Here is a 14,694-nt window from a genome sequence, read left to right on the forward strand (position 1 = left end):
GGCCTACTCCTTGCTGGCAGCTTGCGTAGCGGCCGCCTGTTGAATGCTGACATGAGTGCCGACATCCAGCCGATACTGGCCCGACGTGACGACCTGTTCGTTGCCGGAAAGGCCCTTTTCGATGACGGCGTGGCCGCTCTCGATCGGCCCGGGGGTGACCTTGCGCACTGCAGCCGTGCCGGTGGCATCGATAACGTAGACGAAGAAGCCGTCCTCTCCCCGCTCAAGTGCTGCGGAAGGAATGGTCACGGCCTTCTGGAGCGTCTGCTGCTTGACCCTCAGCGTCACGAATTGACCAGGCCAGAGCGCATCATCCTTGTTCTCAAAAATCGATTTGATGCGGATCGTGCCGCTTGCCTGATCGATTTCGTTGTCGATGAGCGAGAGCGTGCCTGACGCAAGCTGCCGCGACTGGTCCATCGACATCGCCGTCACCTCGACCGGGCCGGCCTTCAGCGCGTCGCGCACAGAATCGAGATCGTCCTCACGCAGTGTGGAGACAACCGTGATTGGCTGTGTCTGGGTGATCGTGACGATCGAGGTCGTATCGGTCGTGTGGACCTCGTTGCCGGCGTCGATCCGACGGATACCCGTGCGGCCGTCGATCGGCGAGCGGATTTGCGTGTAGGAGAGCGAGATGTCAGCGGCCTCCTTGGCCGCCTGATCCTGCACGAGCTGTGCCTGTGCACTTGCCACCATGCTTTGTTGCTGTTCAACGGTTTCCTGCGTGACGATCTGCTGCTGGCCCAGTTTCTGGTCCTTGCCGAGCAGATATTGGGCGTTGGCGAGGTCGGCCTGGTCCTGCTTGATCTTTGCGGCAGCCTGATCGTCGGCTGCCTGGAAAGGGCGAGGGTCTATGATGGCGAGCACATCGCCCTTCTTGACGGCCTGCCCCTCGTCAAACATCACGCTCTGGAGCTCTCCGTCGACACGCGTCGTGATATTGACCGTATAGTTCGCCTGCACCGTGCCAAGGCCGTCGAGATAGACAGGCACGTCGGTAACGTCAGGCGTGGCGACCTCGACCGGCACGGCCGGCGACTTTGGCTCCGGGGCGGCAATGGTCGGCTCCGTCCCTGCAAACCAGAAGGCTGTGGCCGATCCGCCCGCAACGGCGAGAATGGCAATCGCAGCAAGGATCGCCGGTTTCCGGCGACGACGGGGTTCAGTCATGATGCGGATGGATGTCACTGCCGGCTCCATAGACTAAAGGTTGAATATGCTGCAACGGCCACCGGCATTGGGCGGCCTCTGTATCTGTCTCCTGAATTGACGGTGGTGCCGAGGCCAGGGGTCAGGCTGCTGATTATCGGCAGCCGACCGGCGCTTCTGTGTCCTGCCAATCAATTCCACGCGAGAAGCCTACGTCCGGTCGGGCATCGGCGCATCTATACGCAGGTCTAGTCGCCGTTCCCCATAGGTATACGCTCCCGCATCCGGGCAGCCGGCGGCACGCAGAAGGACCGGCGCTAAGAGCATGTGAGCGGTTTCCCACGCTTCCCGTCGTACTGGCGACCGAATACGCGGACATACTGGACGGCGGGACGCGGACGGTAGCGGCATTGGGTTTTCGCGATGGCTCCGATCGGCGGCAATTCGAGATCCCCTACGGGGATTCCCCAAAGGGCAATATCTGCTTGCGCTAATACAATGTAGAAAATGGATGGAAGGGTTACCTCGTAGAACGACAGCGGGAGGATCCAAGCATGCAACCGTTTCCACGCAAGCTGAAGGCGGAGAAAGTCAGTTTTGAAATCGCTGAGTTGACCGAGCCAAAAACAATCAAAGATCGATATGCCATGCCCCTAAAGCACATTTTCGCGGCAGCAATATTACTCTGTACGCTTTCAGGATGCGCAACGACCGGCGCAGAGAACAATTCCTACGCCACCCCCGCCGGGATTGGCCCAGTTCGTGGCAACGGCATTAACGGCTACTGACCCTATCTGCACTCGCGCCGCGTTCTGGTTTATCTCCTGCGTGGCGCTCGTTCTGCGTTTCGGTCCACGAGAAGTCTCTGGGGTCAATGTCTGGGGCTGCGAAGCTGTACACGTACGACGGAGTGGAAGTGAAATTGCGCGCCATCCGCTGAGGAGGAATGCACTCGTCGATGATGGCGTCGTGTCATGCCGAATGACGCGCGAGTTGTCGCCTGGCGGAGTAATTTCGGCGAAATGGCCGCTCTGGGTGCAGATCGCAACCCGGTAGCCGCGATGATGGTGAACCAGACTTGGCAGTTGAGTTTTCCTAGTTCTGTCGATCATGCCGACGGGAGGCTGGCGACCGGGTTCGTGGTGGGTCCGGCGGAAGGACAGCGAGCGGGTAGCAACAGGAACGCAGCAAGCATCACGCGCAAGACTTCCATCACCCTGATTTCGCGGTCTTGTTTGCGGGCTTGAGCGCCTTCCTTTTCTCTCCGATGAGCTTGCGTTTCTAGATCGGGTCACCGACATCTCTGGGGCCAGCGTTTCGTCCGCTGTTTGATGCGCTTCTGGACGAGTGGAACGAGATCAGGCTCGTCCTTCAGATGAGGTCATTGACGACGTCGGAATCACTGCCACCTGTGTCGTGGCGTGGAGGATCGAGTACTCACCGCCGCACTCTTCGAGGTCCGCCGCCCGCTCTCTAAAAACGCACGGCGAGCATATCTCGATCGAGTCTGAAACGGAATCACGATCTCACGATCAGGACTTCTCTGTCACCGTTTCGTCGCAAAGGAGAATACCTACACAGGCTAAGCGGTTGATGGCGGGAAATGTGCTCGGCGCCGCCACATTGGAAATCTTATGGACAAGCAGTCGAGGGTCTGTGGGTGGACCGCCATCTACGTTGCGCAGCTGGGCGAAATCTTGCACGGCATATCTGAATCCGCTCAGATAAGGTTCTGGGACGATGGCCTCCGCGCAACGTTGCCATTTCCGACCGAGGGCGCTCCGACATGATGTCGAGAAGCGCCCTTTCCATTTTGGCGCTCATGCTATGCCACGATCGACCTGAGCACACGCACCCGAATGCCTCGCCTTAGTTGTTTAGGATTCGCTTGACGCATCGGAACCCAACGTGGCTGGTGGACGTGTCTTCTGGTTCCGCATGGCGGGCGGAGGGACGGTAGCGCCGGCAGTAGTTCGGCGCGCAAAGATGTGATCCGCCTTTCAGCACCCGCCGTGGAATTCGTATTTCCGGCTCGCGGAGGTCGAAGCTCGCTTCTCGGTCGCCGCCTTGTGGATTTTGGGGAATGCAGCATGATTTCGTCGCAGGCTCCGAGTGGCGGGTCGACCAGAAATCCGTCGTCCATTCCCAGACGTTGCCGATCATGTCGTGGATGCCGTAGCCGTTCGCTGGGAACGACCCGACAGGTGATGTTCTATCTGCTCCTGCGGGCTTTGTGCTCACTGTGGGAAACGCACCCTGCCAGATGTTGGCCATGAGCTTTCCGCCGGGGATCAATTCGTCGCCCCATGCGAATTCGGCGTCCTCGAGACCTCCCCGAGCGGCCAGCTCCCATTCGGCCTCGGTCGGCAGGTCCTTCCCGGCCCAGTGGGCATACGCTAGGGCGTCGCTATAGGCAACATGGACGACCGGATGGTCGAGCTTCCCGCGGATATCGCTGCGGCCGCCATAAGGATGCCGCCAGTAGGCGCCGAACTTGAACGACCACCACTGTCTGATGTCGGGGCCGACGACGGTTTTCGGCTGAGTGAATACGAGTGATCCGGCGCGCAGCATCCTGGGGATCGCACCGGGATAGTCGGAAGCCTTTGGAGCCTTTTCTGCGACGGTGACATGTCCGGTGGCTTTGACGAACGCGGCGAACTGGCGGTTGGTCACGGGCGTCACGTCGATCCAGAAGCCGTCAACCTTTACCGGATGGGCGGGGGCCTCCTCAGGATAGTGCCTGTTCGATCCCATGGTGAACGTTCGGGCGGGCACCCAGGCGAAGCCTTCAAATTCCGTTTCGTATGCGTCCACTGCACTCATGGTCCTGCCCATCGCTGGAACCTCCCCCTGCGAGCATCTTATGACATGCGGCCGCGGTTGCTGCCTATTGTCCTTTAGGGAGGTCTCGATGCGGGGCGCGGGAAATACGTCGCGGACGGCTCCCATCACTGGCGACTCAGCTCCGGCGGATTCCCCAAAGGGCAATATCTGCTGCCGCCAATACAATGTAGAAAATGGATGGAAGAGCGGAAATCCCTCTTCCGCAAGTTGAGGGTCACCGTGCGGGCCGAGGAGCCGCGTCTTTACCGAAAAGATCTGGTCAAATTTGCTGGTCAGTAAACTTGGATGTCGCCGACAAGCCCCCTTTTGCTCTGACTTATCTTTCAACTAACCTTGGCCGCCAATGCGGCCCCGTGAGGGAGGCATTCGAAATGAGACGGACTACAAAGTTCATAACAGCAGCAATGGCGGTCGCCGGCAGCCTGTTGGCGAGCACGGCGGCAATCCATGCGCAGGAGAGCAGGAAACCCAACATCCTGTTCATCATGGGTGACGACATCGGCTGGATGCAGCCGAGCATCTATCACCAAGGTCTCGCAGTCGGTGAAACGCCCAATATCGACCGCATCGGCCGGGAAGGGGCGAAGTTCATGACTTACTATGCCGAGCAGAGCTGCACAGCTGGGCGGACCGCGTTCATCACCGGCATGCAGCCGGTGCGCGTCGGCATGGTTCTCCCGGAGATTCCCGGAAGCCCGTCCTACCTGCGGGCCGGCACGCCTCATCTCGCCAGGTTCCTAAATGATCTCGGCTACTCGACGGGTGAATTCGGCAAGAACCATCTCGGAGATACCACCGAATCCCTGCCGACAGCACACGGGTTCCAGGAATTCTGGGGCTACCTCTATCACCTCGATGCCATGCAGGGGGTGAGCTTCCCCGACATCAACAAGACCGCAACCGAGCAGGGGATCGCACCACCTTGCAAGAACACGCCGATCCCCGGCCTAAGGGAAGACCCGGCGTCCGTGGACCCGAAGACCACGACCTGCCTTACGCCGCCGCGTCCGATGCTCGCGTGCACATCCTCCGACGGGTCCGCGGCCAACCAGACATGCAAGGATGAGGGCCCGCTGACGCTTGAACGCTCCAAGACGATTGACGAAGAGATTTCAGGCAAGGTCATCGATTTCCTTGACAGGAATGACCCCGAGAAAACCAAAAAGCCGTTCTTCGTCTGGTACAACCCGGCCCGCATGCACATCACGACGGTGTTGCCCGACAAATATCTTAATATGGTCGGCGAGCCCGGCGGCAAGGATTGGGGTGTCAACGAAGCCGGCATGAAGCAGATGGACGACAACATCGGCTACGTTCTGAAGAGGCTCGAGGAGATGGGAGAACTCGACAACACCATCGTCGTCTTCACCACCGATAACGGCGCCGAAACGATTACCTTCCCAGATGGTGGCACCACCCCGTTCAAGGGCGGAAAGCTCAGCACTTGGGAAGGCGGCATGCGGGTGCCGCTTGTGGTTCGCTGGCCGGGGCACATCGAGCCCGGCACGGTGAAGAACGAGATGTTCTCGGCGCTCGACTGGCTGCCGACGTTGGTGAACATCGCGGGCGGTCCGAAGGGCGATGGCCTGAAAAAAGAGATCGAAGCGGGTACATATCCCGCAATTGTCAAGACGACGCTCGACGGGATCGACCAGCGTGACTACCTGGAAGGCAAGTCTCCATCCGCGCGCGACAGTTTCTTGTACTATTCCGGCAAGGAGCCGTCGGCTGTCCGCTACAAGAACTGGAAGATGTATTTCGCCATGGTCTCCGACGATCCGGCTGGCTTTATTGGCGGGGTGATGCCGTACGCCTGGACGCAGGTCGTCAACATCAAGCGCGACCCGTTCGAGACCTCGGTCGGGCAGCAGATCAAGACACTTTTCGGTATGGGCGGCGCTATCGCTTCGCCGTCCACCGCCTATGTCTACGACTGGAACATCCTGCCCATCGGGCAGCAGTTGTGGCTGAAGCATCTCGAGACCTATATCGCCTTCCCGCCGCTTCAGAGCCCTGCAAGCTACAATCTGGAGCAGGTCATGCAGCAGGTCCGGGAAATGAAGACTGGTCACGACTGACGCACGCAGTTTCGTAACGACTTCGGAGCGGACACCTTGCGCGGCGTCCGCTCCGTGCTTCACCTGTCAGGTCCTTGGGCCGACCGAGGGGCGGACTGTCACTGGACTGGCGACCGCTCTCCATCGATTGTCAGTTGCTGGCGTTCAATCCGGCGATCGCTTTCAGTTCCATCGACCTGCGGCCCATCACCCGGCGTGCGAAATGCGCGAAAGTGCCACGCGCGTGCAGTCAATGTCACTCCGTAGCTTCTCAGCAACGATTTCCCGAAGGGCAATAGACAGAGTCTCGGCTTTCCCGCCACAAACAGGGATGCCCGTTGGACCGGATAATGTCGACGTCGGCAGGCCGTCGCGTAAAGCTTCAACCACTCAAGGATCTTGCCATGATACAAAAGAGGCTCATTCTAGTCGCCGCAGTGACGTTCACCGCCTTCATGACCCACGCCGTCGCCAGCCGGGCCGACACCATCAGCTACGCAGACGCGGTGACAGAACTCGTTAAGGAGAGCGGCGAAGACATCAAGAATCATTGCAAAGGCGTCAATCTGGGCGGTGGCCGCATTCAGGCCGGTCTTGAAAAGAATGTCGCCCGGGTGTCTCCGGCGTGCACCTCCACGTTCACGAGCGTGATGGCGTCGATCAAGCAGCGGCAAGAGGCACAGATGGCGTACAGCAAGGTCTGCCAACGTGACATGTCTCAGTATTGCAACGGTGTCGTGGGGGACGGCAACATCCTGTCGTGCCTAATCGAGACCAGCCGCGTTGATGGCAGGAAATGCGACTAGGCAATCACGGACTCCGGATGGCGCTAGAGCCAAGGGTATAGGAGGGAAGAGAATGTTCATCGCACGAATTCGCATATTGACAGCGGTCGGCCTGCTACTTGCCACAAGCTACGCCACAGCCCAGCAGATCGACCACAAGCAGCTCATCGGAACCTTGGAACGGCTCGACCAAAGCGCACCCGCAGTCGACGTCGCCTTGTTAGCCGAGGAGGTCACGGCAAACGCCGGAAACGGCGTGGCGAACCTGCCGGACTGGCAGAACTTGTCGCGTCTATCCCAACTTATTGTCGAGATTGACTTCGAGAACGATTCCGTCGCCATCGAACCAAAATCGTATCGCACGATTGGGATGATTGCGGATGCCCTTCATCACCCAAAACTCTCTCGATACAAGTTTCTTGTGGTCGGGCACTCGAGTTCGACCGGAGACGCCAAGCACAATCTCAAGCTCAGCCAGGATCGCGCGGATGCTATATCCTACGCATTGTCCACGACCTTCGCCGTCTCCGCCGATCGCCTCTATTCCATCGGCGTCGGGAAGGAATGGCCAATCGACGCTGGCCATCCTGCCGCGGCAGATAATCGACGCGTTCAACTCATCAATCTTGGCCTGGTCCGGTAGAGAGACGATGTCAATCCGCCATCGCGATCGACCGTAAGCGGGGACACATAGGCGAGGAATATGCGTTACTATATAGCAAATGCCACCAACGCGGCGGTAGGCAATTGGGTGTTTGGTTGCTGACTCCTGTCGGCCCCAATTGCAGAGGTGCACCCGCTGCTGTGGAAAGCGCAAGAATGCGGACCATGGAGCATGGGCCACGAACCGTCGCGAGCGATTTAGCTCGGTGCGTTGCACGCTGGCTGTCAGGGATCCTAGACTGGCGGGAACTCGGTCTTTCTCTTGATCAAGGGCGCTCGGCACTTTGAACTCATTCGGTCTGGTTTATCGGATCAGGGTGTATCCGGCCCCACAACGGCACCGGCGTGACCGGCACCCGTGGCACTGACAGTCAAGCTGGCAAACGCGATCTCACCATCGGTAATGTAATGGTTGACCTTTCCGGTGTTCAAACGTGAGCCAGATTGGTGCCGCGCGACCTCCCCGATTACTTGCTTTGCCCTCAGTTCATTGACTATGTAGTCGCGCTCGGCGTTCGTATCGGAATCGGTCTTATGTGTGACTTGGAATGTTAACCAAGTCAGAGAAAGTCCGGTATCTCTCGTGCCCGCCCCAACCCATAGGACGCGCTCCTCGGGCGATGGCCTGTCGGTATTCAACCAGAAGCTCGCCCCGCTCATGTCGTCCTCGGAATGGGCAAGGCTAAGGGCCCAGAAACGGATGTGATGGCGCTTGCGGGGGCTATCGTCGATGGGCTCCTGGAATCCTATGTCCTGCCGTCGTCCAAAGAGATAGAAGGTGCTGAAAGGTGCGGTGGGATAGGCAGAGTTCATCAGGAAAGCGCGCATCATTCGCAACGAGCTTGCGACCCCCAAATTGTCGGCCGTGGACCAGCCCGCCGTTGCAAAGGCCTCCCGGAGTTGTTGAAGATTGCCGATGAGGGCGAAATTTATGGGATCGCCGGGCAGGCCATCGGCCGTGATCGTGTATCTGGGGATCAGCCCACGATGAAGAACCTTCAGGGACAGTCGGACCACGCTCGGAAGAATGACGTAAGCAGCCAGGCCATATGTGAGGCACACCGCAGCGAGCCATGGAAACCTGTGGTCCGCAGTATCGAAAATAACGAAGACGATCAGCCAAACGCTGAGTACACCCAGACAGAAAACCAGAAACCTCCGGAAAAGGCGCGTCAGCAATCTCAAGACACAGTCTCCTAGTCTGGCGTCTGATGGGCTGGCAGTCGCCCTCGCTGTTCGTCACCGGGATTTAGCACCCGAGAGTATGCAAATGATAGCGCCGCCGTCGCTCCTTGTCGGCCATATCGAGCGAGAGCCCCCACCACACGCTTGCGGTACAATGTGGCACTTGCTCCATAACGCCCGCCACGAACCGGGAGCCGCCGCGCTGTTAATGGGCGGCTCTCTATTTCCTGGGGGCGTTGCTCTTCCGGCTCCTGCAGGAGATCAGGCTGTCGCAAGGTGAGCACGACGACCGTCAGTTGCGATGATCGCCTAATTGCTCAAGGCGCTCTCGCCTCATCAGAAATGGAAGGACACCCCGACGATCGGCCCCTGTTGGACGACGTCGAAGACAAAACCATCGTTGTCGTAGTCGACGCCTAGTGCGCGGTATCCGGCCACTGCCGAGATGGTGTCGTTGAATTTGTAGCCGAGGCCGAGGCCCACGTCCCAGTCGACGTCGGCGCCGCCACCGCCCACCAGACCCCATCCCGTGAGATAGATTTCCGGGGTGAAGAAGTAGTTCCCGCGCAGGCCGACAACGGCATCCACCCACGTGGCACTGTCTTCCCGCTCCACGCCCGCCAGAAGTCCGCCACTGAAGGAGATGTCTGTCTCGACCGACCAGACTTTCACGCCGCCGACCACGTCAAGGTGGCCATTCTGATCCTCGAGCACGGCATAACCTACACCGAGGAGTCCTGCGAAGGTCTTCGATGTCACGTCGACGCTGTCGGCGAAAATGCCGCGGGGGGTATGCGCATCCGCACCCAGTTTGGTGTAGATCACGTCACCGACGATGCTGAAGCGATCATATCGTGCTTCGCCTGTCGCCATGAAGGCGAAGTCGAGATTGTCGAGAATGTCGCCGAAATCGGCATCGATATCGACCTCGGGAAGCCCGAATTGCCGTACGTCCCCTGAAATCCCGGCAGCCCAGAAGTATGGAACGACCGTGAATTCCCAGCCGCTCTGGGTCTCGACCGTTTTCGCTTCGGGCGTGAGCGGTGTGAGATCCGCGGCATTGCCGATCGATGCGGCAGAAACACCGGCCAGCAAGACTATCGCATGCAAGTGAATGGTCTTCATGAGAATCCCCCGATCTCGTTTGAACGCAGCACTGCTTCGAGTGAAGACTGTGTGGCGGGAAATGGATTCCCGCAACATGAAACACCTATTGGGGGTTGCTGGCGAGAAGGGAAAACCTAAAGGTGTGGCCTGCCGGCACCAGGCCTGCCTCCCGCTTGGAGGAGAGGGAAACGCGGCCAAAGTGGCGTTTCCCTTTTAAGATCAATAGCAAGGCGGGTACGGATAGTAGCCGCATTGCTGGTCGTTGTAGTAGGGATAGTAGGGGCGGGCTGCAGCGGCCCCGATGGCGGCGCCTGCGACCACGCCCGCTGCGACCGGAGCACCGCGATACCAGGCGCCGTGATAGACGGGTGCGTGCCAATAGGTGCCTCCGACACGGTTGATGTTCGTGTCGCCGATATGCACGTCGTCTCCACGGAAGTCGCCGCGGAAATTACCTCCCGCGAAGTCTCCGCCGTGGAATCCGCCGCCCCCGAAGCTGCCGCCGCCATGGAAGCCACCGAAGCCCCCGCCGCCAAATCCTCCTCCACCCCCGAAGTGATCGATGAACAGCGCGGCCGGCCCAGACAAACCGCTTAGGCTACCCTCCAGAATGGTGATGTCGAAGGTCAGCGTCGTGCCATCGAGTTTCGGAGTCTTCAGCGTCACGACGGCGTCGCTGACGTCCGATCCATCGCCGCCCAGCACCGACACAGTCGCATTCGGTGGATCGACTGCGAAATTGTCCTTGCCGTCGTCCCATTGCATGATGAACTGTTCGGTTGCCACATGACCGGCGGCTCGCACCGGTCGGTCAGCAAAGACGATCGAGTTTGCGGAGACACCCGTCAGAACGAGCTTGCCGTTTTCGATCTTCGCTCCGGCCGAATTGATGACCGCCAACGACGGCACCGGGCCGGTTGGCGTGACTATCCCAATAGACTTTTCGAGCGGTACGTGCGGCTTCTTCGGGGTGTCCTGCGCAAGGGCAGCGGTCGTGAGCGCGAAACCTCCGGCACAGACCAACGTAGCGAAACGATCGATTTTCATGGCGATATCCTCCCAGTCGGGACGGGCGGCATGCCCGTCGCCTGATGAACCCATTTGGAATCTGCTGTCACAAGTCTTTGGACGCCCAGCCGCGAGGCGCATCCTCCTTAGTCCTTGAACATCTTCTTCCAGTCGGCCTTCATGTCGATGACGGTCCAGCCAGTAATTGCGGCCGCGTCGAGCGCCTTGTCGAGGCGGCCGAATTCGGTCTTGCGGTCGTAAGCGTATTCGCGCTCCGCATCGGTATGGTGCACGAGCATGCCGAGACGCGCAGGCGCTCCCGCCATCGTTGTCCATTGCAGCATTTCGAGATCGCCATCAGAATTGCCGAAAGCGGCAATCGGCCGGCGGCCGATCTGCTCGTTGATCCCGACTGGCTTGCCAGCCTTGTCGTCGATGAAGTTGACTTCCGGCAGACGATACAGGGTCGGCGTGTCGTCCTGCATCTTGAACTGCGTCTTGATCGAGGAACCGATGACCTGCTCCGGCGGGACGCCGTAAACCTTCTCCGTCAATGGCCGCATGAACTCCACGCCGCCCCCGGATACGATGAAGGTCTTGAAGCCGTTGGCGCGCAGGTAGGAAAGCAGCTCGACCATCGGCTGGTACACGAGCTCGGTGTAGGGTCGCTTGAACCGCGGATCGCGTGCCGTGGAAAGCCAGTCCGTGACGACCTTCTGGAAATCGTCGTTTGTCATTCCCGCATGGGTGACCATGATGAGCTCCAGAAGGCCCTTTTCACCTGATGCGGCAAGTGTTTTCATATCGCCTTCGAGCACTGCCTTGAACGGCTGGACGTTTTTCCATTCCGGATGCTGTGGAGCGAGCGTCTTCACGCGGTCCAGGGCGAAGGCCAACTGGGTGTACATGGGATGCTCGACCCAGAGCGTGCCGTCATTGTCGAACACCGCAATGCGTTCGGGTTCCGGGACGAAGTCGGGCGAACCCTGCTTGGAAACCTTCTCGACAAAAGAGACGATAGCTGCCTTGGGCGCCGTATCGTTCCACGAGGGCAGCGGATCGCTCTGGGCCTGTGCCGAAGCCGCAAGGAAAAGTGCTCCGATGACAATCGGGATCGGGTTCAGTGTCGAGTTGACGAGGTGGCGGACAGTAAACATTGGATGTACCCCCATAAGTGAGAGTCCGCGTCCGGCGAGTTGCACTCCACCAGCGCTTTCCAAGTCTACCGAATGCGTTCCCCCGCCGATATTGCCCTTTGGGGAATCGAAGAACTCCAGCGGCAATCAACAGTGGTGCTTGCAGCGGATGACGCCACACCAAAAAGGTGGTATCGTCGCGCAGCTTTGGGGGGCGACCAATGGCCTTGGGCCAGGGGGCAGGTCGATTGCGGTGCGCTGGCGTCTTGCTGGCGTGGGCTTTGCTGATCGCTTCGAACTGCTGCGCCATCGCCTCGGAGACGTCGCACGCAATCGTTGATCGGGTTCCACGGGTTCTCATTCTCTACCCATACGACGAGAGGCTCGTGGCGACGACCGTTGCCGGAGAGGCGCTGCGAACCCGCTTGCTGCAAGCCACAGATAGCAGGATCGACCTGTTTTCGGAATTCCTGGATCTGTCGCGGTTTCCGGAAGCCGAGCACGTCGCGCGCATGGTACGATATATGGCGGAGAAGTACGCCGCTCGCCGTCCGGATGTAGTGGTCGCGCTCGGCAAAGAGTCTGCAAGCTTGATATCGACGAACCGCGGAAGGATCGCTCCCGATGCGAAGATAGTGGCGGCAGGCTTCGGCAACTCCACCGCCGAGAACATCGATCTACCGGATGACGTTATCGGAGCGTTTACGACATTCGACATTCTGAAGACGGCGCAAATGGCCCGCGACCTGCAGCCCAGCGCCCGTCACCTCTACATCATCGGCGGATCCTCGGAGTTCGACCGAGGATGGTTGGCGACGGCGCGCGTCGACCTCGACGAGTTCTCCAAGTCATACGAAACGACATACCTTGAAGATTTGACGATCGACGAATTCATCGAACGTGCATCCCGTGTTCCCTCCGACAGCATCATCCTGGCGTTGACGGTGTTCAAAGATCGGGCAGGGCGGAATTTCATCCCGCGCGAGGCGATCAGGCAGATCGCAGCAACGGCCAACGCACCTGTCTATGGCCCCTATCAGACCTACCTCGACTACGGTGTCGTCGGCGGTAATACGGTCACGTTTGACACTTTGGGCCGCACCGTCGGAGATCTTGTCATCGACGCCATTGCCGGAAAGCCTGTGTCGGATATTCAAGCGCCTCAGACATACATTGTGGATGGCCGGCAGCTCCGGCGTTGGGGACTTTCGGAGGGGAACCTGCCTGCGGGCACCGTCCTTATGCACAAGGAGCCAAGTCTTTGGGAGGAACACTGGCTGGCTGCGACGGGGACGCTTGCTGTCGTTTTGCTGCAGACGGGCATCATCGCCGCGCTGCTGCTCGAGCGACGCCGTCGCCACGATGCGGAGAGCAGGTCACGCCTTCACCTGCTCGAAGCTGTCCATCTCAACCAGTCCGCAACGGCCGGCGCCTTGTCCGCGTCGGTCGCCCACGAACTAAACCAGCCTCTGGCGGCCATCCGAAACAATGCCGAGGCTGCTTCCGTGCTGTTGCGAAGCCTCAGCCCCGATCTGGAGTTGATCCAGCAGATACTTCTGGACATCCAGGAGGACGATCAGCGTGCGGGCGACATCATTGGCCGCATGAGAGGATTGCTCAAGAAGAGAAGCGAGATCGATTGGCAGGAGTTCGACCTGAACGACGTCACTTCGAGTGCGATTCATATCATTCATGGCGAGGCCGAACGCAGGGGGATCACGCTCAAGACAAATCGGCCGACGACGGAGCTGCCGGTCCGGGCGGACAAGGTCCATGTACAGCAGGTCGTTCTCAATCTGGCCACCAATGCGATGGATGCCATGTTGGACGCTCCCGCCAAACGGATGCTAATCTTTGCGACAGGAGTGGCGAACGGGAAGGCTGAGCTTTGTGTCGCTGACACCGGCAACGGCATTCCAGAAGAGCGGCTGTCCAGCATCTTCGAGCCGTTCTACACGACCAAGCAGGCGGGCACGGGGCTCGGGCTTTCCATAGCGCGCGCCATTGTCGAGACCTATGGCGGCATGATCTCCGCTAACAACCGACCTGAAGGCGGGGCCATCTTTCGCGTGGTCCTGCCTCTTGCCAGACGGGAGAGTGGTTGATGAAACCGGTCGTCCATATCGTCGATGACGACGAATCCTATCGAACGGCGACAGCACGCCTGCTCTCCGCCTATGGTCTAACGGTCGAAGCGTATGAGTCCGGAGATCAGTTTCTCGCCCATCTTCCGGGCTGCGAGCCGGGCTGCGTTCTCCTTGACCTGCAGATGCCCGGGCAGTCTGGCCTCCAAATACAGCGCCAACTGTGCGAGCAGGCGCCGCTTTTGCCAATCATATTCCTCACGGGCGAAGGCGACATAAAGGCCAGCGTCGACGCTATGAAGGCGGGGGCTCACGACTTTCTGGAAAAGCCTGGCTCGGTTTCGGTCCTGATCGAAACGATCGGACGCGCGTTGACAAAATATGAAAAGCGCCGTGCCGAGCACGAGCGTCTGCAGGCACTGAGAGCCATGGTTGCGAGCTTGAGCGCGCGCGAAGCCGAAGTCTTCGGGCTGATCATCCGTGGCCATCTCAACAAGCAGATTGCGTATGCCCTTGGCATATCGGAGCGAACGGTGAAGGTGCATCGCCATCAGGTCATGGAGAAGCTCGCAGCAAAATCGCTGGCGGAGGTCGTATTGATCGCCGCCGACATCGATCGTACCGCGACCCCGGAGTGATCGGACAATCTTCCCCTTAGGGCAATATCAAG

Annotated in this window: 12 protein-coding genes; 6 read left to right on the forward strand and 6 right to left on the reverse strand. The window is 59.5% G+C overall.

Going from position 1 to position 14,694, the window contains the following annotated elements; genetic code table 11:
- Positions 1-3: 3 nt before the first annotated feature.
- Positions 4-1,191: an efflux RND transporter periplasmic adaptor subunit gene (locus tag AC1DUP_RS20725; protein ID WP_115038727.1), complete on the reverse strand. Its 1,188-nt coding sequence runs from the start codon at positions 1,189-1,191 to the stop codon at positions 4-6.
- Positions 1,192-1,706: 515 nt separating this feature from the next.
- Between AC1DUP_RS20725 and AC1DUP_RS20730 the strand changes: the two genes are divergently transcribed.
- Positions 1,707-1,940, forward strand: coding sequence for a hypothetical protein (locus AC1DUP_RS20730; RefSeq protein WP_113307407.1), 234 nt, complete (start codon positions 1,707-1,709; stop codon positions 1,938-1,940).
- A gap of 1,081 nt (positions 1,941-3,021) precedes the next feature.
- Here the strand turns inward: AC1DUP_RS20730 and AC1DUP_RS20735 are convergent.
- Positions 3,022-3,978, reverse strand: a complete 957-nt coding sequence (locus AC1DUP_RS20735) for a formylglycine-generating enzyme family protein (RefSeq protein WP_115039224.1) — start codon at positions 3,976-3,978, stop codon at positions 3,022-3,024.
- A 425-nt stretch (positions 3,979-4,403) separates the two neighbouring features.
- On the opposite strand from AC1DUP_RS20735, the gene AC1DUP_RS20740 reads away from it, so the two are divergent.
- The 3 genes from AC1DUP_RS20740 (at position 4,404) to AC1DUP_RS20750 (ending at position 7,484) form a co-directional block, all read left to right on the forward strand.
- Positions 4,404-6,077, forward strand: coding sequence for an arylsulfatase (locus AC1DUP_RS20740; protein WP_115038723.1), 1,674 nt, complete (start codon positions 4,404-4,406; stop codon positions 6,075-6,077).
- Between the two features lie 434 nt (positions 6,078-6,511).
- The gene (locus AC1DUP_RS20745) at positions 6,512-6,862 is read left to right on the forward strand and encodes a hypothetical protein (protein ID WP_477834218.1); all 351 of its coding nucleotides are present in this window, start codon (positions 6,512-6,514) and stop codon (positions 6,860-6,862) included.
- 52 nt (positions 6,863-6,914) lie between these two features.
- Entirely contained in the window at positions 6,915-7,484 is a 570-nt protein-coding gene (locus AC1DUP_RS20750; protein ID WP_115038720.1) for an OmpA family protein, read from the forward strand.
- Positions 7,485-7,816: 332 nt separating this feature from the next.
- Here AC1DUP_RS20750 and AC1DUP_RS20755 read toward each other — a convergent pair whose 3' ends face one another.
- The 4 genes from AC1DUP_RS20755 to AC1DUP_RS20770 form a co-directional block, all read right to left on the reverse strand.
- On the reverse strand, positions 7,817-8,689 hold the full coding sequence (locus AC1DUP_RS20755; protein ID WP_115038718.1) for an LssY C-terminal domain-containing protein: 873 nt from the start codon (positions 8,687-8,689) through the stop codon (positions 7,817-7,819).
- 336 nt (positions 8,690-9,025) lie between these two features.
- Complete coding sequence (locus tag AC1DUP_RS20760) at positions 9,026-9,814, reverse strand: hypothetical protein (protein WP_115038717.1); 789 nt, start codon at positions 9,812-9,814, stop codon at positions 9,026-9,028.
- 201 nt (positions 9,815-10,015) lie between these two features.
- A complete protein-coding gene (locus tag AC1DUP_RS20765) occupies positions 10,016-10,843 on the reverse strand; it encodes a hypothetical protein (RefSeq protein ID WP_115038715.1) in 828 nt (275 codons plus the stop codon).
- Positions 10,844-10,950: 107 nt separating this feature from the next.
- Entirely contained in the window at positions 10,951-11,961 is a 1,011-nt protein-coding gene (locus tag AC1DUP_RS20770; RefSeq protein WP_115038714.1) for an HAD family hydrolase, read from the reverse strand.
- Between the two features lie 200 nt (positions 11,962-12,161).
- Between AC1DUP_RS20770 and AC1DUP_RS20775 the strand changes: the two genes are divergently transcribed.
- Positions 12,162-14,045 (forward strand): sensor histidine kinase, encoded by a 1,884-nt coding sequence (locus tag AC1DUP_RS20775; protein WP_115038712.1) that lies wholly within the window; start codon positions 12,162-12,164, stop codon positions 14,043-14,045.
- The gene (locus AC1DUP_RS20780) at positions 14,045-14,662 is read left to right on the forward strand and encodes a response regulator transcription factor (RefSeq protein ID WP_113300608.1); all 618 of its coding nucleotides are present in this window, start codon (positions 14,045-14,047) and stop codon (positions 14,660-14,662) included. Before AC1DUP_RS20775 ends, AC1DUP_RS20780 begins: the two co-directional genes overlap by 1 nt.
- Positions 14,663-14,694 lie beyond the last annotated feature (32 nt).

This window comes from Rhizobium sp. 01L419, assembly GCF_056400025.1.

Coding starts and splice junctions, on each gene's coding strand:
- AC1DUP_RS20730 (WP_113307407.1), top strand. CDS start 1,707: ATGCAACCGTTTCCACGCAAGCTGAAGGCGGAGAAAGTCAGTTTTGAA.
- AC1DUP_RS20735 (WP_115039224.1), bottom strand. CDS start 3,978: ATGAGTGCAGTGGACGCATACGAAACGGAATTTGAAGGCTTCGCCTGG.
- AC1DUP_RS20740 (WP_115038723.1), top strand. CDS start 4,404: ATGGCGGTCGCCGGCAGCCTGTTGGCGAGCACGGCGGCAATCCATGCG.
- AC1DUP_RS20745 (WP_477834218.1), top strand. CDS start 6,512: ATGACCCACGCCGTCGCCAGCCGGGCCGACACCATCAGCTACGCAGAC.
- AC1DUP_RS20750 (WP_115038720.1), top strand. CDS start 6,915: ATGTTCATCGCACGAATTCGCATATTGACAGCGGTCGGCCTGCTACTT.
- AC1DUP_RS20760 (WP_115038717.1), bottom strand. CDS start 9,814: ATGAAGACCATTCACTTGCATGCGATAGTCTTGCTGGCCGGTGTTTCT.
- AC1DUP_RS20765 (WP_115038715.1), bottom strand. CDS start 10,843: ATGAAAATCGATCGTTTCGCTACGTTGGTCTGTGCCGGAGGTTTCGCG.
- AC1DUP_RS20770 (WP_115038714.1), bottom strand. CDS start 11,961: ATGTTTACTGTCCGCCACCTCGTCAACTCGACACTGAACCCGATCCCG.
- AC1DUP_RS20775 (WP_115038712.1), top strand. CDS start 12,162: ATGGCCTTGGGCCAGGGGGCAGGTCGATTGCGGTGCGCTGGCGTCTTG.
- AC1DUP_RS20780 (WP_113300608.1), top strand. CDS start 14,045: ATGAAACCGGTCGTCCATATCGTCGATGACGACGAATCCTATCGAACG.